The sequence below is a fragment of the Lederbergia lenta NBRC 16444 genome, from assembly GCF_001591545.1.
GTDB lineage: Bacteria > Bacillota > Bacilli > Bacillales > Bacillaceae_C > Lederbergia > Lederbergia lenta.
The window spans coordinates 1,860,140-1,876,933 of sequence record NZ_BCVC01000001.1; the positions used below are offsets into that span (position 1 = coordinate 1,860,140).

Consider the following 16,794-nt stretch of genomic DNA (forward strand, 5'->3'; position numbering starts at 1 on the left):
ATCATGCTGCTAATATTTTTTCTTTAAGATTGCATAAAGAAGCGGCAATGAAATAATCATGCCGCATGCTGCAAAGCTTATTTCATATATATACGAACGACAGAACCGGCTTCAAGTTTCACCCCTGCTTCTGGTACTTGTTGTGCAACTGTTGATCCTTCGCCATTCGTTTCAAGCTTCAAGTCAAATATTTGTTGCTGAAGTATTTCCTTTTTTGTCATTCCCTTTAAATCAGGCACCGTGATCATGATTGGATCATCCCATTTTTTCTTTTTTTCAATTTGTTTCTCTCTTGGTTTTACGTCCAATGCTCTTAAAGAATCCTCAATAATTTTTCCAACGATAGGTGCCGCTACGGTACCCCCAAATTGAATAATTCCTTTTGGATTATCGACCGCTGTATAAACAACAATTTGTGGATCATCTGCAGGAGCAAACCCAATAAATGAAACAACATGATTATTTTCGAGATAGCGGCCATCTTTTGCTTTTTGTGCCGTACCCGTTTTCCCCCCTACCCGATAGGAATCAACGAAAGCATTTCCTCCAGTACCTTGAGCAACAACACTTTCTAATGTATGACGTATTTCTTTCGAAGTTGCTTCGGAAATGACTTTTCTTTTTGCGATCGGTGTTTTGCGCATGACAACTTCACCTGTAATTGGATCAATTAATTCCTTCGCTATATACGGTTGATACAATGTACCACCATTTACGGCTGCAGCGACAGCAGCGACTTGTTGTATCGGTGTTACTGAAACGCCTTGACCAAAAGCGGTGGTCGCTAACTCAACAGGTCCAACCTGATCTAATTTAAATAGGATCCCTGTTCCTTCACCAGCTAAATCTACCCCAGTTTTCTGCCCAAATCCAAAGTCTTTTATATATTGAAATAGCTTTTCTTTTCCTAGTCTCTGCCCTAGCTCAACAAAGCCTGGGTTACATGAGTTTTCAACAACTTCTAAAAATGTTTGATCCCCATGCCCCCCTCTTTTCCAACATTTTAATGTGGAACCCCCCACTTTCACGTATCCCGGATCGTGAAAATGCTCTTCCTCCAAATCCACTTTCCCTTCTTCTAAAGCAGCAGCTAATGTAATTATTTTAAAAGTGGAGCCTGGCTCGTACGTGCTCCATATCGGCAAGTTTCGATTATAAATTTCTTGTGGTACTTCTCTGAAATCAGCTGGATTGAAAGATGGCCTACTGGACATACCTAAAATTTCGCCATTATTCGGGTTCATTGCTATGCTAACTATACCATCTGGATTATATAGTGCCTCAGCATTCTCCATTTCTCTTTCTAATATCGATTGAATTTTTGTATCAATTGTGAGTTTTAATTTATATCCATCAACTGGAGCGGTAAAATCATCAGACATATCAGGCATTCTTTTTCCCTTTGCGTCAGAAAAAAATTGAACAGAACCTTTACTACCTTTTAACTCTTCGTCATAGTAAAGCTCCAACCCCATTAGTCCTTGGTTATCAATCCCGGTAAAACCTAGAACATGGGATAAATATTTGCCAAATGGATAGTGTCGTTTTGAATCTTCAGCTATATAGACACCTTTTAAATCTAAAGCTTGAACTTCCCTTGCTTTTTCGAAAGAAATCTTCCTACCTTCTTTCATCCTTACATTTACTGCATTTTCTACTAATTGTTTATATATCTTATCTTTTGGCGCATTAAGAAGTGCGGCCAATTGCTCTGCTGCTTCAGCTGGTTTTTCAATCTGCCTAGGAACAACATAAATAGTCGGTGCACTTTCATTTGAAGCAATCGGTACATCATTTCTGTCTATTATTTCACCACGTTCAGGTTCAAAGGGAATTTCCCGACTCCAAGAATCTCTTGCTTTGCCTGTGAGGGTATCCCCCATTGCAAACTGTACATAGCCTAGCCGAATGTCAATAATCAAAAATATGATAATTCCGGCAACAAGAATATAAAGCAACCTTTTTCTAACTGTAACAGTTGATACTCGCTTCACAAAAAGAACCTCCTTTTTTTCGGCTCGTTCAACTATATGTCTTGTCCCTTTCTTGTAGAACAGAAATAAGGAGCAACGGCTAAGTGCGATTTCAATAACGGCAAATATAAATGATGACGGAAGTGATGAGTCTTACTTCTTCACGAATTTCAATACTGATAGAAATCAATGCCTCTTTAAGTTTACTAATCGTTTAGACGCTGAAATTATTTACTCACCATAAAAAAGACCCAAAGACTCGGTCATATACATACACAGGCTAGGATATCGACTAAGTTCAATATGTGGCATTAGCAATAGAGCAAATCATCCTGAAAATCTACAAAAAGAAGGTTTGATATAGACTTAAATATGATGGGTCTGATAGAGCTCTAAATGCTCTGTAAAAAAGCAATACTTCATTTCAAGCTTTTTTTTAACAGGAAACGCGGAAAGATGAATTAGAGGAGTCAACGTAAAGCGAACGCCTGCAGTGGAAATCAATGGCCGAGGTTATACCTAATAACAAAAAAGAGGGGTATCCAAAAGTCAGTTACTTCGACTTCTCGGACAGCCCCTTTGTTCTAATCTAAAGGTGGATTTTCATTATTTTCAAGCTTCTGTTTCTTTTCTCTTTCTAGTTTTTGTGTAGGTGTTTCAAAACTTACGACGAGTTGATCGTCTTGTTTCATTATCGACCCTGGTTTTAAATTTTGTTTAAAAACAAATCCTTCTCCAGTCATATTCACCTTAACATCCAATAATTGTGCTATTTTTAACACATCTCGCTTAGACCAACCCGCCATATTTGGGATTGTCTTATCGCCATTGAATCTAATCATTACTTTTTCTCCTGCAAAAACTTCTGTACTTTTAGCAGGGGATTGACCGATTATTTTTTCACCTTTACCAACTATAACTGGTACAAGCCCATTATCTTTCAATACTTTATTCATTTCTTTCTTATTCATTGATGAAAAATCAGGTAAAGAAAAGATTTTCGCTTCAGGTATCTTCTCAGGTTCGATGTTTAAATACTGCAAACTATTTTTCATTACAGGATTAAAAATCTTTGAAACAGGAACACTACCGTTTTCGACACCATTTTCATTTATTTTTAATTGCGGCTGTTCCACTGCAACATATACAACCAATTTCGGATCATCAGCAGGTGCGGTTCCAAGGAATGAGAAAATATAATTATTTTGTCCTTCTAAATAACCACCACCATTGGGATTCGGAATTTGCGCTGTTCCTGTTTTCCCTGCAACACGATATCCTTCTAGTTGAAAGTTTTGCGCTGTTCCATCTGGAGGTAATAGTGTGGTTTCTAATATTTTTCTTACTTCTTTCGCCGTTTCTTTACTAATGGGTTGACCTGCCTTCTCCGGTTTACTTTCTTTGATCGTACCATCATTAGGATTGACGATTTTATCTACTACATAAGGTTTCATCATTTTCCCATCATTTGCAATTGCCGACATTGCTTGTACCATTTGGACCGCTGTAACCGTGGTTCCCTGGCCATAAACGCTCGTCACTTTCTCGATTGGCCAATCATATAAGATATTCCCCGCTACTTCATTTGGTAAAGCAATTCCAGTTTTCGTGCCAAATTTAAAGTTATCCATATATTCTCGCCACTTTTCAGTACCTATCTTTTCTAGAAGATAGGCGAAAGCGACGTTTGATGAGCGTTGCACACCCTCCAAGTAGGGAATAGTCCCCCACCCGCGCCCACTATTATGGTCCCTAATAGGCTGGCTTTTCTTATCTACTTGATAAGTACCAGATTTAAACTGTTCATTCGGATTAAATTTCTTTTCTTCGACCGCAGCAGCCAATGAGAATATTTTCATCGTCGATCCCGGCTCAAATGATGTTTCAATAATCTCATTATGCCAAGATTGATCGATTCCTTCTCTTGTAGCTGGATGATATGTTGGACGTTGCCCCATGGCTAGAATTTTACCGGTTTTCGGATCAGCAACCATCGCCATAATTCTTTTAGGTTTGTATTCTTCATCCACTTTATTCATCGCTTCCTCAAGGAACGTTTGTATCTTTTTATCAATTGTTAAATAAATATCGCTCCCATTTTCAGGTTCAACTACTTGTTTTTTTGAATTCGGCAAAATGTAATTCCATATATCCCCTTCGTATTGAAGAGACCCATCTTTGCCTTTTAATAATTTATCATAGGTTTTCTCAAGTCCTGTCTGTCCTGTTATTTCTGTAACCGCAGAATCCTCTTGATTTTTTTGGGCATAACCGATTAAGTGGGAAGCAAATATACCATTTGGATAAAATCGTTTAGAATCTTTCATAAACGAAATTCCCGGTAATTTTAATGCTTCTATCTTCTTTTTTATATTATGGGGTAAATCTCTACCTGCTCGTCCAAATTCTACTTGTTTTCTACCTTCCTTTGCTAAACGGGAATAGATTTCACTTTCTTCCATTTCAATATTCTTCGCAAGTTCCGCTGCCGTTTTCTCTAGGTCAACAACATGATTTGGATGTTCAGGATCAGTCGTCAATTTTTCATCTAAAATAGCAACCAATGTATAGGAGGCAGAATCCTCAGCTATGACTTCACCCTTACGATCATAGATAGTCCCACGCTTTGATTTTATCACGTCCTTACGTAAGTAAGTTTGCGCCGCTTTCGCTGCTAGAACTTTCCCCTCTGCCTCTCCTGTATATTGTATTGTGATAAATCTAACAATCAAGACAAAAAAGAGCACTCCAAATATGATAAATAAGAAGGCTGCTCCTTTGTTTCTATTTTTTTTACTATGAGTCATTTCTTTTCAACAACCTTGACATTGTTCTCTTTTAAATCTAAGCCTTGTTCTTGTGCTATTTTTCTAACACGATCATATTTGCTTAGATCACTAATTTGGTCCTCTAAGTCACTATTGATCTTTTGTTGTTCATGAATGGCCGTTTTTGTATCTTCAATTTCTTTATTCACTTCATAGATAGACGCTTGAGCAGAAATAATTTTCACCGCCATAAAAGCAACCATGGCAACCAAGAAAACCGCTAATATTTTTTCACCTGGAGTAATTTTTGCATGTCGTTGTACTTTTTTAGTTTGAATTTTCACATGTTCTGTTGATTCATACATTTGCTGGCTGTTCTTTCGTGCTAGATTACTCACTTTAAATTCCCCCTGTTCTACTCTTTATTCTCTCTCCTTAGCGCCTGTCGACTCATTTCTAATAGTAGCTCCAATAAACAGGACACTTAGCTTCTCTTAAAGTTTCTCAGCAATCCTTAATTTAGCTGACCTAGCACGGTTGTTTTCTTCAAGTTCCTGATCTGATGAGACAATCGGCTTGCGATTAATTAATTTCATGATTGGTTCATAACCTGCAGGTATAGCTGGCATGCCCGGAGGTAATGCTAACCCCTCACTGGCTTCTTTAAAAACACTTTTACAAATCCGATCTTCTAATGAATGAAATGTAATAACGCTAATTCGTCCACCAGGGTTTAATAATTCGATGGCTTGTTTCAATGAACTTTCAAATACGGCCAGCTCATCATTTACTGCGATTCTAATCGCTTGAAAAATTCGTTTTGCCGGATGACCGCCTTTTCTTCTTGCTGGTGCAGGTATACCCGCTTTTATCAAATCAACAAGTTCTCCCGTAGATTGTATTGGTGCTTTTTGTCTTGCCCCTTCAATCTTTCTTGCAATTTGTTTAGAAAATTTTTCTTCACCATATTGGAAAAAAATGCGTACAAGATCTTCATATGGCCAAGTATTCACGACATCATAGGCGCTTAATTCGCCTTGCTGATCCATACGCATATCTAGAGGTGCATCATGATGATAACTAAATCCCCGTTCAGGTGTATCTAACTGTGGAGAAGAGACTCCGAGGTCATATAAAATACCATCAACCTTATGTATATCTAGTTCGTAGATTTTGTCTTGAATATACTTAAAATTACTTTTAACTAATATTAGGTTTTCTTTATATTGCTTTAGTTTTTCTTTCGCATGCATGAGCGCAGTTTCATCATGGTCAAATGCAATTAACTTACCTTCACCAGATAATTGCGAAAGGATTTTTTCAGAATGCCCTCCGCCACCCAATGTACAGTCCACATAAATTCCATCTGGGCGAATATTCAAACCGTCAACAGTTTCGTCCAATAAGACAGTTTTGTGTATAAACAATGGCTATCACCTTTCCAATCACCTAATCAGGCTGAGCTTAAATATCAAAACCAATCATATTCTCTGCGATTTCCGCAAAAGATTCTTCTGATTCTGTCATATAGTCTTCCCATAATTCTTTACTCCAAATCTCAAATCGACCCGATACCCCTAAAATAACACATTCTTTTGTTAGATTTGCATACCCGAGCAAAGATGTAGGCAGGTTAATCCTACCCTGTTTGTCTAATTCGCACTCCGTTGCACCAGAGAAGAAAAATCTGGTAAAAGCCCGTGCGTCTTTTTTTGTTAGTGGGAGGGCTTTTAACTTTTCCTCTAGCTGTCTCCATTCATCTAATGGATATCCAAATAAACATTGATCGAGTCCTCGTGTAACCACGAAGGTTTCACCAAGATGATCCCGGAATTTAGATGGGATGATCAAACGGCCTTTTGCATCAATGTTATGTTGATATTCACCCATGAACATAAGACATGCCCCACTTTCTATATTTAATGTACCACATCCCCCCACTTTCCACCACATTTTTTCTTATTTTTTTCTAAAGCTAACCCTGAGAACAAAAACATCCAAATTTAATGCTTATTGTTACAATCTCACAAAAGTCTTCATCGCAGGCTTTAACAACTTTTTTGTATTTCATTACACAAAAAAAGCCCTTCCCAATTGGAAGGACTTAACAAACTATATTTTAATTATTTTATGCTTTCCATCAAATTCAAACTCTAAATCCATGAGATGATGAATAAACATTTCCCCGCGAATATTTAGGTAATAGAATATATTCCATATTCGTTCTTGAAAGCTTTTCTCAGGAGAAAGATGACGTTCTATACGATCGTATTTATTGATGATCGTTTTATGTTGACTACGTATCGATATGTCTACTTTATTTTGTAGAAAATCAAATTGTTTTAAATGAAAAGCAAGGTTTTTTTCTGCTAACGGCAATAAACTAGCATCAATTGTGTTTACTCTCTCATATATCCCGCTATACCCGGCTACTAAAAAGTCTTTTACTTTTTCCGTAATTCCAGTTAACTCTTGATCTGATACAGACTGAATAAACGCTTCCCTTTCATTGCTGATACCATTTTCAATCACATTTTGAAGAGATAAATTTAATTCTTCAACATCCCGTTCAATGGCTGATTCAACAAATGAAATATTCAATCTCGGAATAATAGGGGGCATCTTACTGTTAACCAATTCAAATGCTTGTTTCAATTCTCCCCAATAGGCTATCTCACCGGGACCAGCAATAAAAGCAAGTGTTGGGAATAACCACTCTTGCATCATCGGTCTTGTAACGACATTATTGCTGAATCTTTCAGGATATTGCTCCAACAAATCAAATAATTCTTCTTTTGTAAATACTAAATCGGTCTTCTTCGAAAGAAACAACTGGCGTGTTCGATCAAACTCAAGCAAAATTCTTTCATTATTTATATAGTAAAATAAATTTGCCGAACTACTCTCCACTTCCATCGCAAGATTAAACCCATTATTCTCAATAATATCTTGTTGTGATAAAACGGCAGATGTAATTTCCGTATTGTTTTCAATTAACCGAGAAAAATAAGGCTTTTCTAATTGTCTCAATTGCTTGTCAGCCGAATCGATGACTAATAAGCCATAGTCTTTAAATAAGTATGTAACTAGATAGGTAAAAAAGTCTGTAAACGTATCGTATGATTGAACTGCTTCATGTATAAGAGTAATCATTTCATTCGTATGTTTACGTTCTCCAAATTGCTCAAAAATTAGATTAACCCACTCTAACATTTGATTTTGATCATAATGAATGTCTGACACCATTCTTTTTTCCTCATTCATGCCAGAAAAGCTAGTTTTCTTCATTCCATCATTCGATTCCGTATACAAATGATTGATCTCAAGAAAATCATGGTCTTCTCCAGCTATCCAAAACACTGGTACTACTGGTTTTCCCAGTAAATTTTCCTGTTGTTCAGCTAATTTAATGATCGAAATAATTTTATGAATCGTAAACAGTGGACCCATTAATAAGCCTGCTTGTTGACCGCCAATTACAACTGTGGACGATGCATCTCGCAGTTTACTAATAGACTCTTCCGTTTTCTCAGAATGAGGAAATCTTTTCATGTATGTCTCAATACAACTAGCTAACTCTTGCCTTTTATATTTTGCATTCATAACATCTTTATATCTTTTTTCGAAAACAGCATTCTCCGTTATATCATAATGAAAAAAACCTTTTACTGGTTCTTTTTGTTTTATATAAAGAGAAGCAAAGTCATTTGTTGCTGGAATATTGACGCTTTCCAGTTCCATAAGCTAAGCATCCTTCCTTTATCAGTTTTTATCTCCGTTGAGTATAGCAAATTCATTCTTTAAATAACATCAATTTGTTTTGATAAGTAACTATCTAGAAATAACTGCCTCGATTGCTCGGGATAATACCCCATAAATCACTAGAACGAGATATATGAGCATAAACAATAAAAAGATTAAGCGCCAATACCCTAAAAAGAGCTTATGATAAATTATTTCCTCTCGCATTCTCCAATATATGTAAGTGAAAATAACAGCTATAAGAAGCATAAACATAATGATATAACCTATAAAAGAATAGGACCAGATCGTCATAAATAAAATGTGCACGGAGAATATCAATATCGGCGTAGTAAAATTTATGGCAGTATTCATGGCTCTTTTACCATTTTTCGTCCAATACTTCACCCCAATAAAAATAACCAAATATAATAAAATTGGCAAAGTAATAAATGTAGCTGCTACTATCGAAAAAATTATCTTCATTTTGCCCGAATACCCCTTTCAATCTCCATACCAATAATCGCACGGTATACAAATCGTGCCACCGGAATATCCACGCTTTCCTTTTTCCCTTTATCTACTATATATCCTAGAATTGCTTCAATTTCTGTCTTTCTTCCTTCTGTCATATCTTTTAGCATGGAAGAAGTATTCTTACTCGTATTCACACAAATTTTTATAATGTCATCTATGTAATGATTATCCCATTTCGGAAAGCATTTAAGTATTTCGTGGTACAATTGCTTAAATATTTCATAATAACTTGGATTTGTAATTAGTTCACCGTTTTTCACACGAAACAAAGTTGTTAATGGATTAATCACAGCGTTTGCAATTAACTTTGCTTCTAACATTTCCAAGTAGTCATGATTGAATACAACTGGAAATAAAGGATTTTCTAATAATGGAAATGTGTTGATTACTGTAGATCCCCCTTTAAAAACAGCAATATTTGTTTTACCAATCCCATTATGACTAACAGCTCGATCCCCCATTCTAACTGCACCGTGTTCAATTGTTCCTACAAATATAGATTTTTGTAGCATTGATTGTAATATAGATACATGTCCCATTCCATTTTGGATAAAAAGCAATGGTATATGTCGAGGTAATGTTCGCAAAAGAGGTAACAATGATTCTAGTTGATGTTGTTTAACCGCAATAATGATAAGCTCCTGTAATTTGAGATCTTCCATTGTACCTTTTCCAGATACAGGAACGACAAGATAATTATCCTCGTATTTCAACTTAATTCCTTCTGTAGTAATCTTCTGTGCTTGTTCTTTTCTTTTACAATATACTACTACATTGTGTTGCTCCCCATAATATGCGGCAAATAAAAGCCCTACCGCACCCCCACCAATAATGCCAATATTCACAGGCTCACCTAATTTCTTGTTACATTTATATTTCATTTCCTCACTATTGTAACAAATATTTGAAAAGAGCTGTCCAGTTAAATAGCCAAGACAGCTTTTATTATTATTTAAACTGGATTCACTGGATGTTTCCTTGCTATAATATCGACTGATTTTGTATCATAGTAATGAAATCTGGTAATTAAAATTTCACGAAGATCATCAGGTTCAACAACATCATCGACAATCAATTCTGATGCCAATTTATATATATCAATAGTCTCCTTATACACTTCTTGTTTCGATTCTATATATGCACTTCTTTCTTTTACATTTGCTATTTCCATAATTTTATTTGAATATACTGCATTTACTGCTGCCTCAGGACCCATAACTGCTATTTGTGCCGTTGGTAAAGCGATGCTACAATCGGGCTCAAATGCCGGACCAGCCATAGCATAAAGTCCTGCACCATATGCTTTCCTAACTATTACGGAGATTTTTGGTACTGTAGCCGAGCTCATCGCGGCAATAAACTTTGCTCCATGTCGAATAATACCTGCCTGTTCCACTTTAGTACCAATCATGAATCCCGGTACGTCTGCAAGAAATAATAAAGGTATATGGAAAGCATCACAAAGCTGAATAAACTTTGCTCCTTTATCCGCTGAATCTACAAACAAAACCCCACCTTTTACTTTTGGTTGATTAGCAATAATACCGATTACTTTACCACCAATCCTTGCAAACCCAGTAATAAGCTCCGGTGCAAAAAGTTGCTTCATTTCAAAAAATGACTCTCCATCAATGATCGCATCTATTCCTTCATACATATCAAATGGGATATTTTGATTTTTCGGTATAACTTCTCCAAGTGACTTTTTGTTTTTAGATGCTATGGTTTTAGCAACTTCTGGCTTTTCTTTATAATTCAATGGGAAATAGGAAAGGTACTTTTTAGCAGCTATAATTGCCTTTTCCTCTGTATTCGTCAGTAGGTCTCCACAACCACTTAATGTACAATGCATTCTTGCTCCGCCCATTTCTTCTAATGTCACTTTTTCTCCAATTACCTTTTCAGCCATTCTTGGAGAGCCTAAATACATAGATGCATTTTTCTCCACCATAATAACAATATCGCAAAAAGCTGGAATATACGCGCCGCCTGCTGCTGATGGTCCGAACAGTATACATATTTGAGGAATAACTCCCGACAACTTCACTTGATTGTGAAATATTCTGCCTGCTCCCCGCCTATTTGGAAACATATCTAGCTGATCTGTAATTCTTGCTCCAGCAGAATCAACTAAATAAAGTAAAGGGATCATTAACTTTTCTGCAGTTTCTTGCATTCTTATTATTTTCTCTACCGTTTTAGCTCCCCACGAACCGGCTTTTACCGTGGCGTCATTCGCCATCACACACACACTTTTTCCATCTATCTTTCCAATTGCTGTAACTACCCCATCTGCCGGAAGCTCTTCCGCTGATGAATTAGCGAAAATTCCGTCTTCTTCATATTTCCCCCCATCAAAAAGAAGGGATAGTCTTTCCCTTACAAAAAGTTTATTTTGTTTCTTTAACTTTTCATGATATTTTGAATGGCCACCAGCCTCAATTAGTTTCCGCCTATTTTTAAGGTCGATAAGACCTTTTTCTCTCTTCGTCACTTAACTTCCCTCCTTATCTCGCTACCTCAATATAAGAAGTGTATCGCCTTCATTTACAAAATCTCCTATTGCTACATTTATTTTCTCTACTATTCCAGCGTCTAATGATTCGATAGGGATCACCATTTTCATCGATTCAAGCATTATCACGGTTAACCCAGTATTCACTTGATCACCCTTACTTACTTTAATATCTAATACTATTCCGGCCATTGTTGATAATACTTGTTTCATGTTCTCTCCTCCTAACGAAAATTAGTTGCTTTAGTTTTCTTTATTATATCTGAAATATTTTTATCTTTGTTATATAATAATAATTATTCACTTTTAAAATTTTAAGGGGGATTATTTATGCCATTCTCTGTTACTAAGCTAAAAATTAATTATAAAACACTGGAAGAATTTAAGAAGTTTAAAGAATATGGTGCACAAGAGCTTTCTATGTTGGAAGATCTTGAAAGCAATATGATAGAAGATGATTCACAATCACCATTTTATGGTATTTACTACGGAGATAAACTTGTTGCTAGGATGAGCCTTTACCGCCAAAAAGCGGAATTTGATCAATATTTTGATCCGCCACAAGACTATTTCGAATTATGGAAACTAGAAGTATTACCAGAATACCAACATAAAAATTTCGGTAAATTACTTGTCGATTATGCGAAAAGCTATGAACTTCCAATTAAAACAAATCCTCGGATGAACTCTGAATTATTTTTCAAGAAAATGGGTTTTGAGCCGGTCACTTATGATATGGAGCGCGATAAAGGTGAAAATCCGCTCGTCTGGTATCCTTCAGGTGTATCTGAACAAAAACATTAATTATTTTTGAAACCTTTCAAAGTCTGGTTCGTAATAATAAATATGCTAGATGAAATTTCGAATGAAGGGATGTTGTTTTTTTGAAACGTACAGGTGAATTTGTGTTAGGTATTATCGGTATTATACTTAGTGCTTTAACGATTATTGGAGGTATTTTCTTCATGTGGGCCGCCAATTCAAATGAAATCAAAAATACGCTGCTTGAAGATCCAGAAATCGAAAGCATGCTTAATGTGGAGGGCCTTGATATAGAGTCAATTTTTGCTGGCATGACAGGGATTGGAGTGGCTCTATTAATAGTAGCAATCATTGGAATTATATTTGGAATAATCGCCGTAATCAGTATTAAAGGTAATAAAAGTCCTAAACTAGCAGGCAGCATGTTTTTAGTCGGTGCTGTTCTCGTCGGGATTATTTCTTTAGGTACAGCCTTTTTGCCTGCACTCCTATATTTAATCGCTGGTATCATGTGTTTTGCTAGAAAAGCACCTCCCGAAACAATCGAACCAACAAACTTTTAATGAAGGAAAGAGCCGGAATAATCGGCTCTTTTTTATTTCTTTACAGTTTTACTGGTTGTTCTTTCTCTAGCATGATTAAGAATATCAAGTAATGTTTGATACTCGCTTTGCAGATAATCGAAAGCTTCCATTTTTTTAGCATTCTCCCTAACAATATTATTAAGATTTTCTATTTCATTTTGTAATCTTTGATTTTCCATTTTAGTTTTCGCTAAAGTTATTACAGTCATATCTAATTTCTGAAAAAAGTTTGAAACCTCCTCATTTCCCAATACATCTTTCACCATATCATTATCAGAAATAATATGATTTTTTTGAGAATGCTGATATATAGAATGCAAATTTTTTCTTTCTCTCTTTGCTATTTCAATTCCTTCTCTAAATTGTTTTCTGACAAAGGAATTCCAACGAAAACCACATGCAGCAGGAGTTCTTTTCAGTTGTACTCCAGCCTCTTCAAAAGCTTTCAATTGAGTACTACCAGCCTTAATATATGAAAGCACCAATTCAGCGAGCAGTTCATCCTCATCGGAAGTCCAAGCATCCTGTCGTATTGCAGCCATTTTTCTCACTCCTATTTTTTTATTATATATATATGTAATCAATAGGAGTGATAGAATAACCTATAGCGATATTACCTATTTTGGAAACAAAAAAACGTGAAGAGCCATGGTCTCTTCACGTTTTCCTGTATTATTATTACTCACCCGCAACTTCTTTCCCCTTGTATGTTCCACATTCTTTACATACTCGGTGTGCAAGTTTCATTTCACCACAATTTGGGCATGCAACCATTCCTGGCACTTGAAGTTTAAAGTGTGTACGACGTTGTCTTTTTACAGTTTTAGATGTTTTTCTTTTTGGTACTGCCATTCTTCCCACCTCCTTAAAAATTTGCTTGTCAATCCATTCTAACGTTTCATTACTCTTTATCGCTTTTAAATAAGTCAGCGAGTCCAGCTAAACGCGGATCTACTTTGTTCTCCTGTTCGTTTTTAAGTTGAGCCTCAGTCATAACTTCCCAACCATTCCCTTGTGGAAGTGAATCAGCTTTTAGTGCATCTTCACAAAGAACCTGCAACGGAATTTCTAAAAGAAGAAGTTCTTCTATAACTGGAACCAAATCAACTATACCGGCTTCCGCTTCATAATAATGATCAGCTTCGCCAAGATCATTAACTTGCGGGTTTAACAAAAAGGTTTCAATAGAGTTTACGTCAATTGGATAATCTACATCCACGAGTGTTCGAGAACACGGAAGTGTCATTGTTCCAGATAAGCGAATGTGAAAAGTAGCTTTTTGTGAGTCAACATCAACCCTGCCAGTTACGTGTACAAGTGACATGTCTCTAATCTCAGGATCTTTTTGTTGAAGCCCTTTTGTCACATCTATCATCTCGTCCATTTTTAATTCACTATCGCGAAGTTTTTGAAGTTCAATTACAGTCCATTTCAATGATATCACCTCTAGGCAACAAAAATAATTATAGCTTTCGATATAACGTTTGTCAACATATTATCTTTACATATTAGCATTCATTTCATCTCTAATCAAACTTACTCTTGCCTTCATTCTATCCAAATAAACGAAGTTTGCAAATATGGACAATCGTTAACTTACATTAGCTATTTTTTGAGTAGTTAAAGATAAATATCCACTTGAAATATATAGCATGATTAAATAGAACAGAAAATAACACTTTTCTTTATAAGTTGCTCTATTTACTGGAATTCAAGTAAGATAAACAATATGAGAAATATGAATGGAGGGATAATAATGAAAAGTGCAGGAATCATTGTAGAATATAATCCTTTTCATAATGGGCATGAATTTCATATACAAGAAACAAGACGGCAATCACAAGCAGATGTATTAATTGCTGTTATGAGTGGAAACTTTTTACAAAGAGGAGAACCAGCACTTGTTTCGAAATGGAGTCGTACAAAGATGGCTCTACATGCTGGAGTTGATATCGTTATAGAACTTCCTTATGCATTTGCAGTTCAAAAAGCGGAAACGTTTGCACACGGAGCAGTGTTTCTGTTAAATGCACTCAAATGTAGTAGTATTTGTTTTGGGAGTGAGCGTGGAGAACTACTGCCGTTCATTCAAACACACCATTTTCTTCATCAATACACCGAACAGTATAATGATTGGATAAACACCTACATGAAAAAAGGATTAAGTTACCCTTCAGCATTAAATAATGCTTTTCAAAAACTAAATCCTACAGAAGATGCAGTTGATTTGTCTAAACCTAATAATATTCTTGGTTTCCATTATCTAAATGCAGCCAACCATATCAATAAACAAATAAAGTTTATGACGATTAAAAGAAAAAGCGCTGATTATCATGATGAGTATTTTAAAGATTCAACAATTGCAAGTGCTACAGCAATTCGCAAATCATTGCAGCAAAACTCAAGCTTAGAAGCAGTTAAATCATTTATACCTGATACAACATGGATGGAATTAAACAATTACAAGGAGAATTTTGGACAATTTCATCATTGGGAAGATTATTGGCCATATTTACAATTCCGATTACTTACGATGGAATCGGATGAGCTACACTCTATTTATGAAGTGGAAGAAGGGTTAGAAAATCGCCTCCTTAAAGCTGCACGTCAAGCTAATAGTTTTTTGGCTTTTATGGAATTAATTAAAACAAAAAGATACACTTGGACAAGACTTCAAAGAATATGCACACATATTTTAAATAACTGTAAGAAAGTGGATATGAAAAACACACGAAAAGATCCGAACTATATTCGACTGCTTGGTATGAATGAACTCGGAAGATTATATTTAAATCATGTAAAAAAGGAGCTTCCATTACCGCTTGTTTCGAAAGTTTCTGCTTTTCCTCGTGAGATGCTACAACGTGATCTAATAGCATCTAGTGTATATGCGCATGGATTACCAGAACCTAAAAAATCCGAATTTCTAAACCTAGAATTTAAACAACCCCCCATTTATTTTCGTTCTAACCATATCAGTAATAGATAAGACACTAGTCTTGGCTTATCTATTTTTCTTAAATCTCTTAGTTAACATAACATTATTATTGTTTTTCCTTATTGTTTTTCCTTATTGTTTTTCCTTATTGTTTTTCCTTATTGTTTTTCCTTATTGTTTTTCCTTATTGTTTTTTCTTTTGAAATTCCTTTATTGCTGCTTTTATAGCTGGGATTTTTTTCTTCGTTTCTTCCTCTCCTGCTTTTATAATTTCTGCAATATTTTTAAATGCTCGCCCACTATACATTTCCACAGGAGGATGAATCATTATATCTGATTCGCTTTCTCTTGTCGCACCAATTTCCATCTGTAAAATATCTAAACTTTGCATAATTACGTCATACACATTTGAGATTTCTGCACTTTTATTGACCCTTGCAACGTCTGATCCAATAATGATATCTGCACCCATTTTTTTCGCCGTAGATACTGGAACGCGATCGACAACACCGCCATCCACTAGTAATCTGCCATTTATTTTTTCCGGAGAGAATATACCCGGAATAGAAATACTAGCTCTGACTGACTTGTCTATTGGGCCATTCATAAATTCAACTTTTTTACCTGTCTGTAAATCAGTCGCAATTACACAAACTGGAATTTGAAGATCTTCTATGTTTTTTCCATGTACAAAAAGATTTATAAGGCTTTTCACCCTATTCCCTACTATAAAACCCATTTTTGGTACAGTTAAATCAAGATAATACTTTTTTCTAAAAGCGATCGACAACTGTATAAGTCTATCAATATCGTGGCCAAATGCATAGAAGCACGCTACAAGGGCCCCCATGCTACTTCCAGCAATTAAATTAATTGGGATATCATTTTCTCTTAACACCTTTAAAACACCTAAATGAGCAAATCCCCTTGCTCCTCCTGAACCTAATGCTAATCCTATTTTCGGAATCTCCATTCA

17 protein-coding genes are annotated in these 16,794 nt (G+C 35.8%); 3 read left to right on the top strand and 14 right to left on the bottom strand.

From position 1 onward, the window contains the following. Window positions 1-77 precede the first annotated feature (77 nt). The 10 genes from BLE01S_RS08825 to BLE01S_RS08870 form a co-directional block, all read right to left on the bottom strand. Complete coding sequence (locus BLE01S_RS08825) at window positions 78-1,994, bottom strand: stage V sporulation protein D (protein WP_066139922.1); 1,917 nt, start codon at window positions 1,992-1,994, stop codon at window positions 78-80. 563 nt (window positions 1,995-2,557) lie between these two features. Continuing rightward, window positions 2,558-4,780: a penicillin-binding transpeptidase domain-containing protein gene (locus tag BLE01S_RS08830; RefSeq protein WP_066139924.1), complete on the bottom strand. Its 2,223-nt coding sequence runs from the start codon at window positions 4,778-4,780 to the stop codon at window positions 2,558-2,560. Continuing rightward, complete coding sequence (gene ftsL / locus BLE01S_RS08835) at window positions 4,777-5,139, bottom strand: cell division protein FtsL (RefSeq protein WP_066139927.1); 363 nt, start codon at window positions 5,137-5,139, stop codon at window positions 4,777-4,779. The genes BLE01S_RS08830 and ftsL overlap by 4 nt, the downstream gene beginning before the upstream one ends. 96 nt (window positions 5,140-5,235) lie before the next feature. Continuing rightward, a complete protein-coding gene (gene rsmH, locus BLE01S_RS08840; RefSeq protein WP_066139931.1) occupies window positions 5,236-6,168 on the bottom strand; it encodes a 16S rRNA (cytosine(1402)-N(4))-methyltransferase RsmH in 933 nt (310 codons plus the stop codon). A 37-nt stretch (window positions 6,169-6,205) separates the two neighbouring features. Further along, window positions 6,206-6,637, bottom strand: a complete 432-nt coding sequence (gene mraZ / locus BLE01S_RS08845; protein ID WP_066139935.1) for a division/cell wall cluster transcriptional repressor MraZ — start codon at window positions 6,635-6,637, stop codon at window positions 6,206-6,208. Window positions 6,638-6,853: 216 nt separating this feature from the next. After that, window positions 6,854-8,482: a bacillithiol biosynthesis cysteine-adding enzyme BshC gene (gene bshC, locus BLE01S_RS08850; RefSeq protein ID WP_066139938.1), complete on the bottom strand. Its 1,629-nt coding sequence runs from the start codon at window positions 8,480-8,482 to the stop codon at window positions 6,854-6,856. A 90-nt stretch (window positions 8,483-8,572) separates the two neighbouring features. Further along, the gene (locus BLE01S_RS08855; protein ID WP_066139941.1) at window positions 8,573-8,968 is read right to left on the bottom strand and encodes a DUF3397 domain-containing protein; all 396 of its coding nucleotides are present in this window, start codon (window positions 8,966-8,968) and stop codon (window positions 8,573-8,575) included. After that, on the bottom strand, window positions 8,965-9,900 hold the full coding sequence (locus BLE01S_RS08860; protein ID WP_082788628.1) for a 2-dehydropantoate 2-reductase: 936 nt from the start codon (window positions 9,898-9,900) through the stop codon (window positions 8,965-8,967). Before BLE01S_RS08860 ends, BLE01S_RS08855 begins: the two co-directional genes overlap by 4 nt. Before the next feature lie 71 nt (window positions 9,901-9,971). Next, window positions 9,972-11,513 carry an acyl-CoA carboxylase subunit beta gene (locus tag BLE01S_RS08865; protein WP_066139948.1) on the bottom strand — a complete coding sequence of 514 codons (1,542 nt, stop codon included), beginning with the start codon at window positions 11,511-11,513 and terminating at the stop codon, window positions 9,972-9,974. A 21-nt stretch (window positions 11,514-11,534) separates the two neighbouring features. Continuing rightward, the gene (locus BLE01S_RS08870) at window positions 11,535-11,747 is read right to left on the bottom strand and encodes a biotin/lipoyl-containing protein (protein ID WP_066139950.1); all 213 of its coding nucleotides are present in this window, start codon (window positions 11,745-11,747) and stop codon (window positions 11,535-11,537) included. 117 nt (window positions 11,748-11,864) lie between these two features. Between BLE01S_RS08870 and BLE01S_RS08875 the strand changes: the two genes are divergently transcribed. Both BLE01S_RS08875 and BLE01S_RS08880 read left to right on the top strand, forming a co-directional pair. Continuing rightward, complete coding sequence (locus BLE01S_RS08875) at window positions 11,865-12,338, top strand: N-acetyltransferase (protein ID WP_066139953.1); 474 nt, start codon at window positions 11,865-11,867, stop codon at window positions 12,336-12,338. An 80-nt stretch (window positions 12,339-12,418) separates the two neighbouring features. Next, window positions 12,419-12,859, top strand: coding sequence for a DUF4064 domain-containing protein (locus BLE01S_RS08880; RefSeq protein WP_066139956.1), 441 nt, complete (start codon window positions 12,419-12,421; stop codon window positions 12,857-12,859). 32 nt (window positions 12,860-12,891) lie between these two features. Here BLE01S_RS08880 and BLE01S_RS08885 read toward each other — a convergent pair whose 3' ends face one another. From BLE01S_RS08885 to BLE01S_RS08895, 3 genes are all read right to left on the bottom strand, one after another. Further along, the gene (locus tag BLE01S_RS08885) at window positions 12,892-13,422 is read right to left on the bottom strand and encodes an RsfA family transcriptional regulator (protein ID WP_066139960.1); all 531 of its coding nucleotides are present in this window, start codon (window positions 13,420-13,422) and stop codon (window positions 12,892-12,894) included. Between the two features lie 136 nt (window positions 13,423-13,558). Then, window positions 13,559-13,732: a 50S ribosomal protein L32 gene (gene rpmF, locus BLE01S_RS08890; RefSeq protein ID WP_066139963.1), complete on the bottom strand. Its 174-nt coding sequence runs from the start codon at window positions 13,730-13,732 to the stop codon at window positions 13,559-13,561. A gap of 49 nt (window positions 13,733-13,781) precedes the next feature. Continuing rightward, window positions 13,782-14,324, bottom strand: coding sequence for a YceD family protein (locus BLE01S_RS08895; RefSeq protein ID WP_231955824.1), 543 nt, complete (start codon window positions 14,322-14,324; stop codon window positions 13,782-13,784). A gap of 312 nt (window positions 14,325-14,636) precedes the next feature. Between BLE01S_RS08895 and BLE01S_RS08900 the strand changes: the two genes are divergently transcribed. Next, window positions 14,637-15,869, top strand: a complete 1,233-nt coding sequence (locus BLE01S_RS08900; RefSeq protein WP_066139972.1) for a nucleotidyltransferase — start codon at window positions 14,637-14,639, stop codon at window positions 15,867-15,869. Window positions 15,870-16,002: 133 nt separating this feature from the next. Here the strand turns inward: BLE01S_RS08900 and BLE01S_RS08905 are convergent, their stop codons facing one another. Continuing rightward, complete coding sequence (locus tag BLE01S_RS08905; RefSeq protein WP_066139975.1) at window positions 16,003-16,791, bottom strand: patatin-like phospholipase family protein; 789 nt, start codon at window positions 16,789-16,791, stop codon at window positions 16,003-16,005. Between the last annotated feature and the right edge of the window lie 3 nt (window positions 16,792-16,794).

Excerpts from the sequence above, each read along its gene's own strand:
- BLE01S_RS08830 (WP_066139924.1), bottom strand. The coding sequence starts at position 4,780 with ATGACTCATAGTAAAAAAAATAGAAACAAAGGAGCAGCCTTCTTATTT.
- mraZ (WP_066139935.1), bottom strand. The coding sequence starts at position 6,637 with ATGTTCATGGGTGAATATCAACATAACATTGATGCAAAAGGCCGTTTG.
- bshC (WP_066139938.1), bottom strand. The coding sequence starts at position 8,482 with ATGGAACTGGAAAGCGTCAATATTCCAGCAACAAATGACTTTGCTTCT.
- BLE01S_RS08855 (WP_066139941.1), bottom strand. The coding sequence starts at position 8,968 with ATGAAGATAATTTTTTCGATAGTAGCAGCTACATTTATTACTTTGCCA.
- BLE01S_RS08860 (WP_082788628.1), bottom strand. The coding sequence starts at position 9,900 with ATGAAATATAAATGTAACAAGAAATTAGGTGAGCCTGTGAATATTGGC.
- BLE01S_RS08870 (WP_066139950.1), bottom strand. The coding sequence starts at position 11,747 with ATGAAACAAGTATTATCAACAATGGCCGGAATAGTATTAGATATTAAA.
- BLE01S_RS08875 (WP_066139953.1), top strand. The coding sequence starts at position 11,865 with ATGCCATTCTCTGTTACTAAGCTAAAAATTAATTATAAAACACTGGAA.
- BLE01S_RS08885 (WP_066139960.1), bottom strand. The coding sequence starts at position 13,422 with ATGGCTGCAATACGACAGGATGCTTGGACTTCCGATGAGGATGAACTG.
- rpmF (WP_066139963.1), bottom strand. The coding sequence starts at position 13,732 with ATGGCAGTACCAAAAAGAAAAACATCTAAAACTGTAAAAAGACAACGT.
- BLE01S_RS08900 (WP_066139972.1), top strand. The coding sequence starts at position 14,637 with ATGAAAAGTGCAGGAATCATTGTAGAATATAATCCTTTTCATAATGGG.
- BLE01S_RS08905 (WP_066139975.1), bottom strand. The coding sequence starts at position 16,791 with ATGGAGATTCCGAAAATAGGATTAGCATTAGGTTCAGGAGGAGCAAGG.